Source organism: Bacillus vallismortis (assembly GCF_040784915.1).
Lineage (GTDB): Bacteria > Bacillota > Bacilli > Bacillales > Bacillaceae > Bacillus > Bacillus subtilis_G.
Genome location: NZ_CP160797.1, coordinates 1,134,334 through 1,150,853 on the forward strand (window position 1 = coordinate 1,134,334; position 16,520 = coordinate 1,150,853).

Consider the following 16,520-nt stretch of genomic DNA (forward strand, 5'->3'; position numbering starts at 1 on the left):
GATTTTTTGAACATTGAGCCTCATTTCTATACCATTTGCCCAAAACGAGGTATAGTGTAATGGTCAAGAAACACGAACGTATGGTTGCAGTATGAAAGGTGGAAATCAGATGAGTAAACAAGAAACGTTTAACGAGACGTTTTTAAAAGCTGCACGGGGAGAAAAAGCGGATCACACGCCTGTATGGTACATGAGACAAGCTGGGCGCTCACAGCCGGAATACCGTAAGCTGAAGGAAAAGTACGGATTGTTCGAGATTACCCATCAGCCCGAACTATGTGCGTATGTCACAAGACTTCCGGTTGAGCAATACGGGGTTGATGCTGCAATCCTTTATAAAGATATCATGACTCCGCTGCCTTCAATCGGAGTGGATGTTGAAATCAAAAACGGGATCGGGCCTGTGATTGATCAGCCGATCCGGTCTCTGGCGGACATTGAAAAACTCGGACAGATTGATCCGGAACAGGATGTGCCGTACGTGCTAGAGACGATTAAACTGCTTGTCAATGAGCAGCTCAACGTCCCGCTCATCGGTTTCTCGGGTGCGCCTTTTACGCTTGCCAGCTACATGATCGAAGGCGGTCCTTCGAAAAACTACAATAAAACAAAAGCCTTCATGTACAGCATGCCGGATGCATGGGACCTTTTGATGCATAAGCTTGCCGACATGATTATCGTATACGTAAAAGCGCAAATTAAAGCAGGCGCAAAAGCGATTCAAATCTTTGATTCGTGGGTCGGCGCGCTGAATCAGGCGGACTACAGAACATACATCAAACCCGTGATGAACCGGATTTTTACAGAGCTTGCACAGGAGGATGTGCCGCTGATCATGTTTGGTGTCGGCGCAAGCCATCTGGCAGGTGATTGGCATGACCTTCCCCTCGATGTTGTCGGGCTCGATTGGAGACTCGGCATTGAGGAGGCCAGATCAAAAGGCATCGCCAAAACAGTGCAGGGCAATCTGGACCCGTCCATTTTGCTGGCGCCTTGGGAAGTCATTGAGAAAAAAACGGCGGATATACTGGATCAGGGCCTGAAATCGGACGGTTTCATTTTTAACCTTGGACATGGGGTATTTCCTGACGTCAGTCCTGAGGTTTTGAAAAAACTGACAGCATTTGTCCATAAATATTCACAAAACAAAAAAACGGGTCAATATTCCTAAGCGTATCTTTTGCTATCATGATGATATACCTGTCAAAATATTTGTATCAGATCATTAAAGAGGGTGTAAACAGTGGGTAGAAAGAAAATGGGGCTTCTCGTTATGGCGTACGGCACGCCTTATAAAGAAGAAGATATCGAACGTTATTATACACATATCAGAAGAGGCAGAAAGCCTGAACCTGAAATGCTTCAAGATTTAAAAGACAGATACGAAGCAATTGGCGGCATTTCACCGCTTGCCAAAATCACAGAAGAGCAGGCGCACAAGCTTGAACAGCACTTAAATGACATTCAGGACGAGATTACATTTAAAGCGTATATCGGTCTGAAGCACATCGAGCCGTTTATTGAAGACGCTGTGGCAGAGATGCATAAGGACGGCATCACAGAAGCAGTCAGCATCGTGCTGGCACCGCATTTCTCCACATTCAGCGTGCAGTCCTACAACAAACGTGCCAAAGAAGAGGCTGAAAAACTTGGCGGCTTAACGATTACGTCTGTTGAAAGCTGGTACGATGAACCGAAGTTCGTGAAATACTGGGTTGACCGAGTGAAGGAAACATATGCGTCAATGCCTGAGGATGAAAGAGAAAAGGCGATGCTCATCGTATCCGCCCACAGTCTGCCGGAAAAAATCAAAGAATTTGGAGACCCGTACCCGAACCAGCTTCATGAATCGGCGAAATTGATTGCTGAAGGCGCAGGCGTTTCCGAATATGCTGTCGGCTGGCAAAGCGAAGGGAACACGCCTGATCCTTGGCTCGGACCCGATGTACAGGATTTAACACGTGATTTATTCGAACAAAAAGGCTATCAGGCATTTGTATATGTCCCTGTCGGATTTGTAGCGGATCATTTAGAAGTGCTTTACGATAATGATTATGAATGCAAAGTGGTCACTGACGATATAGGCGCAAGCTACTACCGCCCGGAAATGCCGAATGCAAAGCCGGAATTTATTGATGCATTAGCAACAGTTGTATTAAAAAAATTAGGACGTTAAAGAAGGCGATGAACATGAGTGACGGCAAAAAACATGTAGTCATCATCGGCGGCGGCATTACCGGTTTAGCCGCCGCCTTCTATATGGAAAAAGAAATCAAAGAAAAAGATCTGCCGCTTGAGCTGACGCTCGTTGAGGCAAGTCCGAGAGTCGGCGGGAAAATCCAGACTGTCAAAAAAGACGGCTATATCATCGAACGAGGGCCTGACTCATTTCTGGAACGGAAGAAAAGCGCTCCGGAGCTTGTCAAAGACTTAGGCCTTGAACATTTACTTGTCAACAATGCGACAGGACAATCCTATGTGCTTGTAAACCGCACTCTGCATCCAATGCCGAAAGGCGCCGTAATGGGGATACCGACAAAAATCGCGCCGTTCGTTTCAACCGGTCTGTTTTCTCTGTCTGGGAAGGCAAGAGCCGCTATGGATTTCATCCTGCCTGCAAGCAAATCAAAAGACGACCAGTCATTGGGAGAATTTTTCCGCAGACGTGTCGGAGATGAAGTGGTTGAGAATTTAATCGAGCCGCTTCTATCAGGCATCTACGCTGGCGACATTGACAAGCTCAGCCTAATGTCGACTTTTCCGCAATTTTACCAGACGGAACAAAAGCACAGAAGTTTAATTCTAGGCATGAAAAAAACAAGGCCTCAAGGCGCCGGCCAGCAGCTGACGGCTAAAAAGCAAGGGCAGTTCCAGACCCTGTCAACCGGTTTGCAGACTCTTGTCGAAGAGATCGAAAAGCAATTAAAGCTGACGAAGATATACAAAGGCACAAAAGTGACCAAGATCAGCAACGGTGGCGCTGGCTACTCACTCGAGTTGGATAACGGAGTCACACTTGATGCTGATTCAGTGATTGTGACTGCTCCGCATAAAGCGGCTGCGGGAATGCTTTCAGAGCTTCCTGCCATTTCTCATTTGAAAAATATGCACTCCACATCCGTGGCAAATGTCGCCTTGGGCTTCCCTGAAGGCGCCGTTCAAATGGAGCATGAGGGCACGGGCTTTGTGATCTCAAGAAACAGTGATTTCGCGATCACAGCCTGTACGTGGACGAACAAAAAATGGCCGCACGCAGCGCCGGAAGGCAAAACGCTGCTTCGTGCATATGTCGGGAAAGCCGGAGACGAATCCATTGTCGATCTCTCAGATAACGACATTATCAATTTTGTGTTAGAAGACTTAAAGAAAGTCATGAACATAAAAGGGGAGCCGGAAATGGCATGTGTCACCCGCTGGCATGAAAGCATGCCGCAGTACCATGTCGGCCATAAGCAGCGCATCAAAGAGCTGCGCGAAGCACTGGCCTCCGCGTATCCGGGTGTCTACATGACAGGCGCTTCTTTTGAAGGTGTCGGAATTCCCGACTGCATCGATCAAGGAAAAGCAGCCGTGTCTGACGCGCTCACCTATTTATTCAGCTAAAACCCTCCGCTGCGGCGGAGGTTTTTTTGGTGGGGAATGTCAATATTGTGTAAAAAATGATTGAATTGATCATCGGGTTATGATACATTTGCATATGTACTTAATGACTAAAATGTTCAAACGGTCAGTTTCGAGGTGATAGACAATGTCAATAGATCGAAAAAAGCTCATTTTAGAGGCTGCTACAAAGTCTTTCACGCAGTTCGGTTATAAAGCGACGACAATGGACCTAGTGGCAAAGCTTGCGAATGTGGGGAAGGGAACCATTTATACCTTTTTCAAAAACAAAGAAGAGCTGTTTGACGAGATTTTCACAACTTTATTGAAGGAAATGAAGCAGAAAGCGGACGAAGCGATGGAGCCGGATCTTCCATTCCATGAAAATGTGCACAGAGCGCTGTTTGCCATTCTCGAGTTCAGGAAAACACATCAGCTGACGATCAAGATTTTCCAAGAAAACGCTGAAATTGGTACAATGGCCGTTCAGGACGTCATCCAAAAAATGGAGCGTGGTCTTCTATCTTATATGAAAGATAAGATAGAAAACGGGATCAAAAGCGGTGCAATCAAGCCGTGCGACCCTGAGCTGACAGCTTTTGTGATGCTGAAGCTTTATATCGCACTCATTTTTGATTGGGAAAAACAGCATCCCCCGCTTGATAAACAGACAATTGCGGAACTGCTTGAATTGTATGTTGTCAAAGGATTGTCAGCCAACTAGATAATCCTTTCTTTTTGCAAGAAAATGACCATTTTTCATGATGAGTCAGTTTTAGAATGGAGGCATCAGGATGAACACAATACGAAGTCAGTGGAAAGACATCGTAACGAGTAAAACATTATTAATTCCCATCATTGCCATTTTGTTTGTCCCGCTTATTTACAGCGGCGTGTTCTTAAAGGCTTATTGGGACCCATACGGCACAGTTGACCAGCTCCCTGTCGTTGTCGTCAACCAAGACAAAGGAGAAACCTATGAAGGAGAAAAACTCCAAATCGGTGATGATCTGGTCAAAGAATTAAAGGATAATAACAACTTTGATTGGCATTTTTCCAGTGATCTTGACCAATCGTTAAAGGACTTATTAAATCAAAAATACTATTTGGTTGTCGAGATTCCTGAGGATTTTTCTAAGAATGCCAGCACGGTATTGGACAAAAATCCGAAAAAGCTGGATCTGAAATACCATACAAATGCCGGATCCAACTATGTAGGGGCAACGATCGGTGAAAAAGCGATCGATAAACTGAAAGCCTCTGTTTCTAAAGAAGTGACCGAGCAATATACGAAAGTCATTTTTGATAACTTTAAAGATATCGCCAAGGGTTTGAGCGACGCGAGCAGCGGCGCGAAAAAAATTGATGACGGCACAAAGGATGCGAAAAACGGAAGCGCCCAGCTGAAAGAAAATTTGGAGAAGCTGAAGGAAAGCACCGCCACCATCAGTGACAAAACGGCGCAGCTTGCAGATGGAGCGGCAAAGGTAACAAGCGGCATCCAATCGCTTGACAGCTCGCTCGGAAAATTCCAGGACAGCAGCAATACGATTTATGAAAACTCAGGGAAGCTTGCCGCAGGATCAGGCAAGATAACGGGCAAACTGAATGAACTGAATGCCGGCCTTCAAAAGGTGCAGCAGGGCTTGCCTAATCTCACAAACGGACTGGATCAGCTCAACAGTAAAGCCCAAGAAGGTTCTGAGAAAGCAGCAAAAGCGGAAAAGCTCATCAATGCGCTCGATTTAACGAAGCTTGAAACAGCTGTCAACAACCTGGAAAAGTCAGAAACAGCGATGAAGGAATTAAAAAAACAGTTGACTGACTTTGAAAACAGCTTGAAAAACCGTGATCAGGCATTTAAAAATCTCATCAATTCGAGTGACTTCTTAACTGCGGAGCAAAAAAGCCAGCTGATCAATTCTGTTGAAAAGAAGCTTCCGCAAGTTGATGCGCCTGATTTTGATCAAATGTTAAGCCAGCTTCCTGCTGCTGATCAGCTGCCTGACATTGCAACGATAAAAAGCTCATTGGAAGATGTGAAAGCAGAGGTTGCACAGGTGAAGGCATTACCGGAAGCTACCTCTAAGCTTTATAACGGCGCAAAAGCCACTCAAGATGCGATTGACAAATTAACTGCTGGATCTGAGAAGATATACAATGCTTCACAGCAGCTGACAGATGGCCAAAATAAATTGACAGCCGGTATCGGTGAATATAATAAGCAGTTCGCAAAAGCAAAAGCAGGCTCAGAGCAATTGGTGACAGGAAGCAGCCAAGTATCCGGCGGTTTGCTGAAACTGTTAGACGGGTCTAAACAAGTCCAAAGCGGATCATCAAAACTTGCAGATGGATCTGAATCACTTGATACAGGTTTAGGCAAGCTATTGGACGGCACAGGAGAGCTGTCTAGTAAGCTGAAGGACGCGGCAGATCAAACAGGAGATATCGATGCTGACGATCAAACATACGGCATGTTTGCCGATCCTGTTAAAACGAATGATGACGCCATTCATTCCGTTCCTAACTATGGAACAGGGCTCACACCTTATATCCTGTCAATGGGCTTGTATGTCGGCGGCATCATGCTGACGGTTGTCTTCCCGCTGAAGGAAGCGTCAGGACGTCCGAGAAACGGTTTTGAGTGGTTCTTCAGCAAATTCAACGTTATGATGCTCGTTGGAATCATTCAATCACTGATAGTGGCAACGGTTCTTCTGCTGGGAATCGGCCTCGAGGTTGAGAGCACGTGGAGATTTTACGTGTTCACGATCATTACGAGTCTTGCTTTCCTGGCGATGATTCAATTTTTGGCCACAACGATGGGCAATCCGGGACGGTTTATCGCAGTGATTATTTTAGTGCTGCAGCTGGGAGCGAGCGGAGGAACATTCCCGCTGGAATTGCTTCCGAATTTCTATCAAGTCATCCACGGCGCATTGCCGATGACCTACAGCATTAACGGATTCAGAGCGGTCATTTCAAACGGCGATTTTGGCTACATGTGGCAGATGGCCGGCGTCTTAATTGGCATCGCCCTCTTTATGATATTGCTGAGCATTACTTACTTTATGATGCTAAGCCGGAAGGAAGAAACATCGGAAGAACAGCCGGCTTCATAATGAAAAAGAACTTGTTTCCTTCGAAACAAGTTCTTTTTTTGTTACATACCCCATTTAACAAGTAATCCTGTATAGGTTAATCCGCCGCCAAACCCAAACAGCATCACGGTTTGATCTTTTCTCAGCTTCCCGGCTTTGACTGCGAGATCAAGTGCCAAAACAATCGAAACAGAAGACGTGTTTCCATAATATTCGACACTGGTGAGCGTTTTTTCAATCGGGAACGGTGTTTTTTCACATATCGATTCGATCATGCGCAAGTTGGCGCTGTGAGGGACAAACCAATCGAGCTCGCCGCTTGTCAGCCCTGCCTGTTGCAAAAGGCGTTCAAATTCGCGGGGGACGGTTCTCACTGCCCATTTATACACTTCACGGCCATTTTGAACCATTTTACCGGAATCAGCAAGGGGAACCCCATTTAGTTCATTTCGCAGCCCGGCACGGTACAATATATCTCCGCTGTTCCCGTTTGTTCCTTGGACAGACGCAAGAAATCCAGGCGTCTCTTCATCTCGTTCAACTAACAGCGCCCCCGCAGCGTCACCGAACAGCACGCATGTTGTTCGATCGGTATAATCCGTTACTTTTGACAATGTCTCTCCGGCGATGACGAGAATTTTTTGATGGAGGCCGGATGTGATCAATCCATTAGCCAAATGAAGGCCGTATGTCAGCCCGGCACACGTCGCATTAATATCCAGAGCGCCTGTGTTTTCCCAGCCGAAATATTCCTGCACGCGGCATGCCGTACTCGGAAAGGCATAATCGGATGTTGTAGTGGCAACAAGAATCATATCGACATCATCAAGTGTCCCTCCATAACGGCTCTTGAGATCCTTTATCGCTTCGATGCATAAATCAGAGGTGAACTGCTGTTCATCCGCTATCCGGCGTTCTCTCATTCCTGTGCGCTGAACAATCCATTCATCAGACGTATCAACGATCTTTTCTAAATCAGCATTGGTTAAGCGTCTGCTCGGCGCATAGGTGCCGATAGCTGTAATTTTCGCTTTTGACATATGAATCACTCCTTGTGATCAGATTATAACACTAGATATTAGTATCTGGTACTAAAAAAGAGGATTTTTCGCAAAAAAAGAGAAAATGTGAAATAGAGAATCTATGAAAAAGAAAAAGGAGGCTGAAAAATGGTCAGTCAAGGAGCGGTAGTCTTTATGGCGCTATCAGGGGCTATTGCGTTTTTATTGCCAATCGGGCTGATTGTATGGTTTAAGCGTAAGTATGGCGCCTCGCTTAAGGTGTTCTTTATTGGCGCTCTCACGTTTTTTGTCTTTGCCCAGCTGTTGGAGGGCGGCGTTCATGTTTATGTGCTGCAAGTAAATGAAATGACGAAAGAAGCCATGCAGAATCCATTGTGGTATGGCATTTACGGCTGCTTGATGGCCGGGATTTTTGAGGAATGCGGAAGGTATATCATGATGCGGTTTTTTATGAAGCGCCATCATGCTTGGGCGGATGGACTGGCTTTTGGGGCAGGCCATGGCGGGCTTGAGGCTGTACTGATTACAGGCTTGTCCTCTATCTCACTTATTGTATACGCATTTGCGATCAATAGCGGAACATTTGAACAGCTTTTGATTAATGACGACATCAAACAGGCGCTTCTGCCGATTCAGGAACAGCTGCTGCATACGCCTCCGTATGAATGGCTGCTGGGCGGAATAGAAAGAATCAGTGCCATTGCTGTCCAAATCGGGCTGTCCCTGCTTGTCCTGTATGCGATTAAAAGCCGCCGGCCGCAGTTTCTGCTGTACTCTATCCTTTTACATGCGCTCTTTAATGTACCGGCGGTTTTATACCAAAAAAGAATAATAGAACATGCTGCTGTTGTTGAAATCGTTGTTGCTCTCATAGCGGCTGTATCAGTCTATTGGATTGTAAAAGCAAATAGGCTGTTTCAATAAAAAGTCCAAGCAGCAGTACAGCCCGCTTGGAAAAATGTGAATGGAAATATTCATGAAGCATGGGTCATCAGAATATTTCTGATTCAGTCTTTAGAAATGACAGCAACAGTGTCTGTGTTTTTTACAAGAGAAACAATGGTGTTTCTTTTTCTTCTTCTCGCAAGGGTCATGGCATTCTTTCTTTTTCTTGCAATGGAAATCTTTATCGAACCACTCGTCAAAGAACCAAAAATCATCGAACCAATCACGACAATGATGTTTCCGTTCATGTGAATGACGACAGCACATAGATATCCCTCCTATTCCCATGCTCTCTACAGCATATGAGAGACTGATAGGAAAAGATTGGACGGGTCCCTCGGGAAAAGAGTATATTTTAAATAGAAAAATAAAAGGAGGAATGTCCTATGTCGTCCGTACGTAAAACGATGGAGCTCATTAAAGAACTTGTATCAATCCCAAGCCCGACAGGAAATACATATGAGGTGATCAATTATATTGAAAGCCTTTTAAAAGAATGGAAGGTACAAACGGTTCGGAACCATAAGGGCGGCTTAATTGGCACCCTTCCCGGACGCGACACATCCCGGCATCGCATGCTGACGGCGCACGTTGATACGCTCGGCGCTATGGTGAAAGAAATTAAAGCTGACGGCCGGCTGAAAATCGATTTGATCGGCGGCTTCCGTTACAATTCGATTGAAGGGGAATATTGCCAAATTGAAACCGCATCGGGAAAAACGTATACAGGAACCATTTTAATGCATCAAACGTCCGTGCACGTATACAAAGACGCGGGAAAAGCTGAGCGGAATCAAGAGAATATGGAGATTCGCCTTGATGAACCTGTTCACTGCCGGAAAGATACGGAAGAGCTTGGCATTGGCGTCGGAGATTTTGTGTCGTTTGATCCCCGTGTCGAGATCACATCAAGCGGATTTATTAAATCACGCCACTTGGATGACAAAGCAAGCGTCGCCTTATTGCTGCGCTTAATACATCAAATTCAAACAGAAGAAATTGAACTTCCATATACAACTCATTTTCTTATTTCGAATAATGAAGAAATCGGATACGGCGGGAACTCGAATGTTCCTCCTGAAACAGTTGAATATTTGGCGGTCGACATGGGGGCAATCGGTGACGGGCAGGCGACAGATGAATATACAGTATCCATCTGTGTGAAGGATGCAAGCGGGCCGTATCATTATCAGCTGAGAAAGCATTTAGTCCATTTAGCCGAGAAGCATCATATCGACTATAAGCTTGATATTTATCCATACTACGGGTCGGATGCGTCAGCAGCGATCAAATCCGGGCATGATATTGTTCATGGACTCATCGGGCCGGGAATTGACGCTTCGCATGCATTTGAACGCACTCATCAATCATCTCTTCGCCATACAGCCAAGCTTCTGTATTATTATGTACAGTCACCGATGGCAGAGGAGAAAGGCGAATGAACATTTATGAGATGAAAAGCACATTCGGCTGGGAGGGAGATGACGGCTTAGGGGAACAGCTGATTCAGCAAATCCTCGCCGGAGAAAAAACAGCCACGTGCGCCCCGAAATCTTTATATTCAAAAGATGAATTGAGTGAAGTGTATCAAACGGCGGGACAGCTTGTTACCGTTTATGATAAGCATGACAATCCGAGATGCAATATAAAAGTGACAGATGTGTTTGAAACGACCTTTGGAGCACCTGATATGAGGTTAGTCAAAGGAGAGGGCAATGGAGATCGAATTGAGAAATTTCAGGAAGACCATCGGATGGCATGGGCGGAACTGATCAAAAACGGTGAATTAGAGCTGAATGAGGATACAGTTTTGATGACAGAGCTGTTTGAGCTTGTTCATGACTAAAAAAAGCCTGCGGGGCAAGAACCCCGCAGGCTTTTCATTAACCGGAAATGGTTGCGTTTTGGTCTGCTTTGGCTTGGGACATGACAGTTTCTGCTTTCGCAGGATTAAACATGCCTTCCCATTTAGACATCACAACGGCAGCAAGCGCGTTACCAGTCAGGTTGACAACTGTACGTGCCATGTCCATGATGCGGTCTACGCCGGCAATAAAGGCAAGTCCTTCAGCCGGAACGCCGATAGTGCCAAGTGTCGCAAGCAAGACGACAAAAGAAGTACCAGGCACGGCAGCCATCCCTTTAGATGTGACCATTAGGACGAGCACAAGCGTAATTTGGTGCCAAATCGTCAAATCAATACCGTATACCTGTGCCAAAAACAGCGCGGCAATAGATTGATAGAGAACGGAACCGTCTAAGTTAAACGTATATCCGATTGGAATGACAAATGAAACAATGCCTTTCGGGCAACCGATTTTCTCCATTTTTTCCATGATGCGAGGAAGAACTGTTTCAGAGCTGGACGTACTGAACGCCAGTAAGATTTCGTCCTTCATGTAAGCAAGGAATTTGAAGATGTTGATGCCGGCAATTTTTGCGACAATTCCAAACACGACAATCAAGAAGAAAGCAAGTGCGACATACACCAATCCGACGAGCTTTCCGAGAGAAAGAAGAGAACCGAGTCCAAATTTAGACACAGTCACTCCGATAAGCGCGAAAACACCGAATGGAGCCACTTTCATCACGAGGTTTACAACGTGGAACATGGCATGGGACACACCTTCAAAAAAGGCTAATACAGGCTTGCCTCTTTCACCGATCGCAGAAATACCCAATGCAAATAGCACCGTAAAGCAGATGATGGCAAGAAGATCTCCTTCGACTAAGGATTGGAAGAAGTTTGTCGGCACAATATGTAGGAACGTATCAGCTACTGTTTTATTACTTTGCTCTTTTTCAGTTTCGACATATTGACTGATGTCTGATTTTTGAGCTTCGTGTATATTAACTCCTGTACCCGGATGGAAGATGTTTGCAAGTGCTAGTCCGAGAATGATGGCAAAAGTCGTAATGATCTCGAAGTACAGAATCGTTCTGAAGCCTAATTTACCGACTTGCTTTCCATTTCCTGCGCCGGCTACACCGATGATTAAGCTGGAGACAACAATAGGAATCACTATCATTTTGATTAAGCGTAAAAAGAGATCCCCGATTGGCTGCAGGTAAGCAGGCAATGCTGGGTTGCCGTACCAAATAACGCCAACAATAACACCTAGAATAAGTCCAACGAATATTTGTGTGGCTAATCCAAACTTTATTCTTTTCATAGATTACCTCCCAAAACAAAGTATCAACATATATCATGAATTGACATATATTTAATCTCACTATTAGATCAAATTATAATAGATAAGAAATGAATTCGTCTATAGTAAATTATATTTAGAAAATAAATAATATTGTAAAACACAATATAAATCACCAGAATTATCTAAAAACGGGTGAGCTTTGACCTAACCTGACTATTATTTAAATATATAGAAGTTAAACGAATAAAAAAATCTCACACTTTATGTGTGAGATTTTCGCCCCTTTACATATCATTTATTTTTATACAGTCGCTGCAAATATTTATATAACATTCATGCTGTTCATCTATCTTTTTTCCGCATTCTGCACACTTTTTCGGAGGCAGGTTTCTAAAAAAATCAGTCATTTTTTCTAGCATAACCAATCCCTCTTTCCCCTTTGTAGTGTCTTCATTGTAATATAACAGTTTTGAAAAATCAATAACTGTTTTGATACAATGTTTAAAACATGCTTTTTTTAAGAAAAATGGGTATATTGAAGGGGGATCAATTTTCTTGAGAAGATAGGAGGACATTATGAAAGTTACAGTTATCGGATGCTATGGCGGTTTTCCGGCCGCAAATGAAGCGACGTCGGGCTATTTGTTTCAGTCAGGTGATTACTCGTTGCTTGTCGATTGCGGCAGTGCAGTATTATCGAAGCTGTTTGGATATGTACCGGCGGAAAAGCTGAATGCGGTGATTCTGTCTCATTATCACCATGACCATATCGCAGATATCGGGCCGCTGCAATTTGCCAAGCAGGTCGGTTCGTTTCTCGGCAAAGGAGAGCATACGCTCCCGATTTACGGACATGATGCTGATATAGAACAGTTTCAAAAGCTTACATATAAAACACATACGAAAGGAATTGCCTATCAGCCGGATCAGCCGTTGACTGCCGGTCCGTTTACAATCACCTTTTTAAAAACGATTCACCCGGTGACGTGCTATGCCATGCGGATTACTGATGGCAGCCATACTGTCGTTTATACGGCAGATTCCAGCTATCAGGATTCATTTATTCCGTTTTCGGAAAATGCCGATTTATTGATCTCAGAATGCAATTTTTATGCCGATCAAGACGGGACAAGCGCAGGCCATATGAACAGCCTGGAAGCCGGGCGAATTGCAAAAGAAGCGGGAGCGGGAAAGCTGCTGCTGACGCATTTGCCTCATTTCGGCGTTCATAACAATCTTCGCGAAGAAGCGAAAACCGTTTTTAACGGCGAAGTGAATATTGCAACATCAGGTTTTGTGTGGGAAGGATAAAGGAGGAGCACCATGTTATTTATCGACAATCAAAATATCAATGATCCGCGGATCAACCTTGCTATCGAGGAGTACTGTGTAAAACATTTAGATCCTGAACAGCCGTATTTGCTCTTTTATGTGAATCAGCCGTCTATTATCATTGGCAAAAACCAAAATACAATAGAAGAAATCAATACAAAATATGTAGAAGAAAACGGGATTATCGTCGTCCGCCGTTTATCAGGCGGAGGCGCTGTGTATCATGACCTCGGGAATTTGAACTTCAGCTTTATTACAAAGGACGACGGAGACAGCTTTCATAACTTCAAAAAGTTCACTGAGCCGGTGATTCAGGCGTTACATCAGCTCGGGGTTGAAGCGGAATTGAGCGGCCGGAACGACATTGTAGCGGGTGGCCGGAAAATATCCGGAAACGCCCAGTTTTCGACTAAAGGACGCATTTTCAGCCATGGCACCCTCATGTTTGATTCTGCCATTGATCATGTTGTGTCAGCATTAAAGGTGAAAAAGGATAAAATTGAATCAAAAGGCATCAAATCAATCAGAAGCCGCGTGGCAAACATCAGTGAGTTTCTTGATGATAAAATGACCACGGAGGAATTCCGCAGCCATTTGCTTCGGCATATTTTCAACACAAATGACATTCAAAACGTGCCGGAGTATAAGCTGACAGAAAAAGATTGGGAGGTTATTCATCAAATTTCGAAAGAGCGCTATCAGAATTGGGATTGGAACTACGGCCGCTCACCGAAATTTAACCTTAATCATTCAAAACGTTATCCGATCGGGTCAATTGATTTACGCTTGGAAGTCAAGAAAGGCAAAATTGAGGACTGCAAAATCTTCGGAGATTTCTTCGGTGTCGGTGATGTATCTGAAATTGAGAACCTGCTGGTCGGAAAACAATATGAACGCAGCGCCATTGCTGATGTGCTGGAAGGTGTGAATCTCAAGCATTACTTTGGGAACATTACGAAAGAGGATTTCCTTGATCTGATTTATTAAGGCGAAACACATTGTTTGAAAGAGCGATTGTGTTTTTGAAATAATGGAGGCAGGAGGGATTCACATGAAAGTGTTGTTAATCGGAGCGAACGGACAAATCGGACAAAGACTCGTTTCCCTATTCCAAGATAACCCTAGCCATTCCGTCAGAGCGATGGTCAGAAAAGAAGAACAGAAAGCGTCTCTCGAAGCTGCCGGTGCAGAAGCTGTGCTTGCGAATCTGGAAGGCAGCCCGGATGAAATCGCCGCCGCGGCAAAAGGCTGCGACGCGATCATTTTCACAGCGGGTTCCGGCGGCAGCACTGGCTATGATAAAACGCTGCTGGTTGATCTGGACGGAGCGGCAAAAGCCATTGAAGCTGCGGATATCGCGGGCATCAAACGGTTCATTATGGTCAGCACCCTGCAAGCCCACAACCGTGAAAACTGGAATGAATCACTTAAACCTTATTATGTGGCCAAGCATTACGCTGATAAAATTCTCGAATCCAGCGGTTTAACCTATACAATTATCCGTCCGGCAGGCCTTCGCAATGAGCCTGGAATGGGAAGTGTTTCAGCAGCCGCTGATCTGGAACGGGGATTCATTTCCCGTGATGACGTGGCGAAAACGGTCATTGCTTCTTTAGATGAAACCAATACGGAAAATCGGGCTTTTGATCTGACAGAAGGAGATACACCGATTGCCGAAGCATTAAAGAAGCTATAACAGGAATGACACTCGGGGCTTTTTGCTCTTGAGTGTTTTTTTGTGTTTCTCTATAATGAAAGAGAAAGCTTATCTTCAATAATGAATGACTGTTCATTCACTATAAGGGGTGGGAGAATGAATCTCGTTTCGAAATTGGAAGAGACAGCATCTGAGAAGCCCGACAGCATCGCATGCAGGTTTAAGGATCACATGATGACGTATCAGGAGCTGAATGAAAGAATTCAGCGGTTTGCGGACGGCCTTCAGGAAGCCGGTATGGAGAAAGGGGACCATCTTGCTTTGCTGCTTGGCAATTCGCCGGATTTTATCATCGCATTTTTTGGTGCGTTAAAGGCTGGGGTCGTGGCCGTGCCTATCAATCCGATGTATACGCCGACAGAAATCGGTTATATGCTGACAAATGGCGATGTAAAAGCGATCGTGGGTGTTGATCAGCTTTTGCCGCTTTATGAAAGCATGCATGAATCACTGCCGAAGGTTGAGCTCGTCATTTTATGTAAGACGGGAGATGCCGAGCCCGAAGCTTCAGACCCAGAGGTCAGAATGAAAATGACAACGTTTGCAAAAATAGCGCGCCCGACATCTGCCGCTAAACAAAGCCCAAAGCTTGTTCCTGATGATAACGCGGTTATTTTATATACGTCAGGAACGACCGGAAAACCGAAAGGCGCGATGCTGACCCATCAAAATCTGTACAGCAATGCCAACGATGTCGCCGGCTATTTGGGAATGGATGAGAAGGACAATGTCGTCTGCGCTCTTCCTATGTTTCACGTGTTTTGTTTAACGGTCTGCATGAATGCTCCGCTGATGAGCGGCGCAACTGTCTTAATTGAACCTCAATTCAGTCCGGCATCTGTTTTTAAGCTCGTTAAGCAGCAGCAGGCGACCATTTTTGCAGGTGTTCCTACGATGTATAATTACTTGTTTCAGCATGAGAACAGCAAGAAAGATGATTTTTCTTCCGTCCGGCTGTGCATTTCGGGAGGCGCAGCCATGCCAGTCGCGCTGCTGACGGCGTTTGAAGAAAAATTCGGCGTTACCATTTTGGAAGGCTACGGGCTCTCGGAAGCCTCACCTGTTACATGCTTTAACCCGTTTGACAGAGGCAGAAAACCGGGCTCCATCGGGACAAGTATTTTACATGTCGAAAACAAGATCGTAGATCCCCTCGGACGCGAGCTGCCCGATCATCAGGTCGGCGAATTGATCGTAAAAGGCCCCAATGTGATGAAGGGCTATTATAAAATGCCGATGGAAACAAAGCATGCGTTAAAAGACGGGTGGCTTTATACGGGGGACTTAGCGAGACGGGATGAGGACGGCTATTTTTACATTGTTGACCGTAAAAAAGACATGATCATTGTAGGAGGATACAACGTGTATCCTCGTGAGGTGGAGGAAGTGCTGTACCGCCACCCGGATGTCAAGGAGGCGGTTATCATCGGCGTGCCGGACGCCCAAAGCGGGGAAGCGGTAAAAGGGTATGTTGTACCGAAACACTCTGGCGTAACAGAAGCAGACATCATGCAGCACTGTGAAAAACATCTGGCAAAATACAAACGGCCTGCCGCCATAACGTTTCTTGACGACATTCCGAAAAACGCGACGGGGAAAATGCTCAGGCGGGCGCTGAGAGATATTTTGCCTCAATAATATGAAAAAG

At 45.1% G+C, this 16,520-nt stretch carries 16 protein-coding genes; 13 read left to right on the top strand and 3 right to left on the bottom strand.

Translation table 11 applies throughout. The features are described from left to right. Positions 1–109 precede the first annotated feature (109 nt). From hemE to ABZM97_RS05660, 5 genes are all read left to right on the top strand, one after another. Entirely contained in the window at positions 110–1,171 is a 1,062-nt protein-coding gene (gene hemE, locus ABZM97_RS05640) for a uroporphyrinogen decarboxylase (protein ID WP_087991253.1), read from the top strand. 72 nt (positions 1,172–1,243) lie between these two features. Beyond that, positions 1,244–2,176, top strand: a complete 933-nt coding sequence (hemH, locus tag ABZM97_RS05645) for a ferrochelatase (protein WP_087991254.1) — start codon at positions 1,244–1,246, stop codon at positions 2,174–2,176. Positions 2,177–2,190: 14 nt separating this feature from the next. Next, on the top strand, positions 2,191–3,603 hold the full coding sequence (hemY, locus tag ABZM97_RS05650; RefSeq protein ID WP_202328488.1) for a protoporphyrinogen oxidase: 1,413 nt from the start codon (positions 2,191–2,193) through the stop codon (positions 3,601–3,603). Positions 3,604–3,748: 145 nt separating this feature from the next. After that, positions 3,749–4,324 (top strand): TetR/AcrR family transcriptional regulator, encoded by a 576-nt coding sequence (locus ABZM97_RS05655; protein ID WP_087991256.1) that lies wholly within the window; start codon positions 3,749–3,751, stop codon positions 4,322–4,324. A 70-nt stretch (positions 4,325–4,394) separates the two neighbouring features. Further along, complete coding sequence (locus ABZM97_RS05660) at positions 4,395–6,722, top strand: YhgE/Pip domain-containing protein (RefSeq protein WP_087991257.1); 2,328 nt, start codon at positions 4,395–4,397, stop codon at positions 6,720–6,722. Positions 6,723–6,763: 41 nt separating this feature from the next. On the opposite strand, the gene fabHB is transcribed toward ABZM97_RS05660, so the two are convergent. Further along, positions 6,764–7,741: a beta-ketoacyl-ACP synthase III FabHB gene (gene fabHB / locus ABZM97_RS05665; protein WP_087991258.1), complete on the bottom strand. Its 978-nt coding sequence runs from the start codon at positions 7,739–7,741 to the stop codon at positions 6,764–6,766. Positions 7,742–7,870: 129 nt separating this feature from the next. On the opposite strand from fabHB, the gene ABZM97_RS05670 reads away from it, so the two are divergent. The 4 genes from ABZM97_RS05670 (at position 7,871) to ABZM97_RS05685 (ending at position 10,514) form a co-directional block, all read left to right on the top strand. Continuing rightward, complete coding sequence (locus tag ABZM97_RS05670; protein WP_087991259.1) at positions 7,871–8,647, top strand: YhfC family intramembrane metalloprotease; 777 nt, start codon at positions 7,871–7,873, stop codon at positions 8,645–8,647. A 36-nt stretch (positions 8,648–8,683) separates the two neighbouring features. Further along, entirely contained in the window at positions 8,684–8,920 is a 237-nt protein-coding gene (locus ABZM97_RS05675) for a hypothetical protein (protein ID WP_176365276.1), read from the top strand. A gap of 134 nt (positions 8,921–9,054) precedes the next feature. Continuing rightward, positions 9,055–10,110, top strand: coding sequence for a M42 family metallopeptidase (locus ABZM97_RS05680; protein WP_087991261.1), 1,056 nt, complete (start codon positions 9,055–9,057; stop codon positions 10,108–10,110). After that, complete coding sequence (locus tag ABZM97_RS05685; protein WP_087991262.1) at positions 10,107–10,514, top strand: ASCH domain-containing protein; 408 nt, start codon at positions 10,107–10,109, stop codon at positions 10,512–10,514. The genes ABZM97_RS05680 and ABZM97_RS05685 overlap by 4 nt, the downstream gene beginning before the upstream one ends. A 37-nt stretch (positions 10,515–10,551) precedes the next feature. On the opposite strand, the gene gltT is transcribed toward ABZM97_RS05685, so the two are convergent. Further along, positions 10,552–11,841 (bottom strand): glutamate/proton symporter GltT, encoded by a 1,290-nt coding sequence (gene gltT, locus ABZM97_RS05690; RefSeq protein ID WP_087991263.1) that lies wholly within the window; start codon positions 11,839–11,841, stop codon positions 10,552–10,554. A gap of 266 nt (positions 11,842–12,107) precedes the next feature. Then, entirely contained in the window at positions 12,108–12,242 is a 135-nt protein-coding gene (yhfH, locus tag ABZM97_RS05695) for a protein YhfH (RefSeq protein WP_032732181.1), read from the bottom strand. 157 nt (positions 12,243–12,399) lie between these two features. On the opposite strand from yhfH, the gene ABZM97_RS05700 reads away from it, so the two are divergent. From ABZM97_RS05700 to lcfB, 4 genes are all read left to right on the top strand, one after another. Further along, complete coding sequence (locus ABZM97_RS05700; protein WP_202328487.1) at positions 12,400–13,134, top strand: MBL fold metallo-hydrolase; 735 nt, start codon at positions 12,400–12,402, stop codon at positions 13,132–13,134. 12 nt (positions 13,135–13,146) lie between these two features. Then, positions 13,147–14,142: a lipoate--protein ligase LplJ gene (gene lplJ / locus ABZM97_RS05705; RefSeq protein ID WP_202328486.1), complete on the top strand. Its 996-nt coding sequence runs from the start codon at positions 13,147–13,149 to the stop codon at positions 14,140–14,142. Between the two features lie 64 nt (positions 14,143–14,206). Beyond that, entirely contained in the window at positions 14,207–14,851 is a 645-nt protein-coding gene (locus ABZM97_RS05710) for an SDR family oxidoreductase (RefSeq protein WP_087991266.1), read from the top strand. Between the two features lie 117 nt (positions 14,852–14,968). Continuing rightward, positions 14,969–16,510 carry a long-chain-fatty-acid--CoA ligase LcfB gene (lcfB, locus tag ABZM97_RS05715; protein ID WP_087991267.1) on the top strand — a complete coding sequence of 514 codons (1,542 nt, stop codon included), beginning with the start codon at positions 14,969–14,971 and terminating at the stop codon, positions 16,508–16,510. Positions 16,511–16,520: the final 10 nt, after the last annotated feature.

What these genes read in the sequence shown, in the direction of transcription:
- hemE (WP_087991253.1), top strand. Translation starts at nt 110, where the DNA reads ATGAGTAAACAAGAAACGTTTAACGAGACGTTTTTAAAAGCTGCACGG.
- ABZM97_RS05710 (WP_087991266.1), top strand. Translation starts at nt 14,207, where the DNA reads ATGAAAGTGTTGTTAATCGGAGCGAACGGACAAATCGGACAAAGACTC.
- yhfH (WP_032732181.1), bottom strand. Translation starts at nt 12,242, where the DNA reads ATGCTAGAAAAAATGACTGATTTTTTTAGAAACCTGCCTCCGAAAAAG.
- fabHB (WP_087991258.1), bottom strand. Translation starts at nt 7,741, where the DNA reads ATGTCAAAAGCGAAAATTACAGCTATCGGCACCTATGCGCCGAGCAGA.
- hemY (WP_202328488.1), top strand. Translation starts at nt 2,191, where the DNA reads ATGAGTGACGGCAAAAAACATGTAGTCATCATCGGCGGCGGCATTACC.
- ABZM97_RS05680 (WP_087991261.1), top strand. Translation starts at nt 9,055, where the DNA reads ATGTCGTCCGTACGTAAAACGATGGAGCTCATTAAAGAACTTGTATCA.
- lplJ (WP_202328486.1), top strand. Translation starts at nt 13,147, where the DNA reads ATGTTATTTATCGACAATCAAAATATCAATGATCCGCGGATCAACCTT.
- ABZM97_RS05660 (WP_087991257.1), top strand. Translation starts at nt 4,395, where the DNA reads ATGAACACAATACGAAGTCAGTGGAAAGACATCGTAACGAGTAAAACA.
- ABZM97_RS05685 (WP_087991262.1), top strand. Translation starts at nt 10,107, where the DNA reads ATGAACATTTATGAGATGAAAAGCACATTCGGCTGGGAGGGAGATGAC.
- ABZM97_RS05655 (WP_087991256.1), top strand. Translation starts at nt 3,749, where the DNA reads ATGTCAATAGATCGAAAAAAGCTCATTTTAGAGGCTGCTACAAAGTCT.
- ABZM97_RS05670 (WP_087991259.1), top strand. Translation starts at nt 7,871, where the DNA reads ATGGTCAGTCAAGGAGCGGTAGTCTTTATGGCGCTATCAGGGGCTATT.
- lcfB (WP_087991267.1), top strand. Translation starts at nt 14,969, where the DNA reads ATGAATCTCGTTTCGAAATTGGAAGAGACAGCATCTGAGAAGCCCGAC.
- gltT (WP_087991263.1), bottom strand. Translation starts at nt 11,841, where the DNA reads ATGAAAAGAATAAAGTTTGGATTAGCCACACAAATATTCGTTGGACTT.
- ABZM97_RS05700 (WP_202328487.1), top strand. Translation starts at nt 12,400, where the DNA reads ATGAAAGTTACAGTTATCGGATGCTATGGCGGTTTTCCGGCCGCAAAT.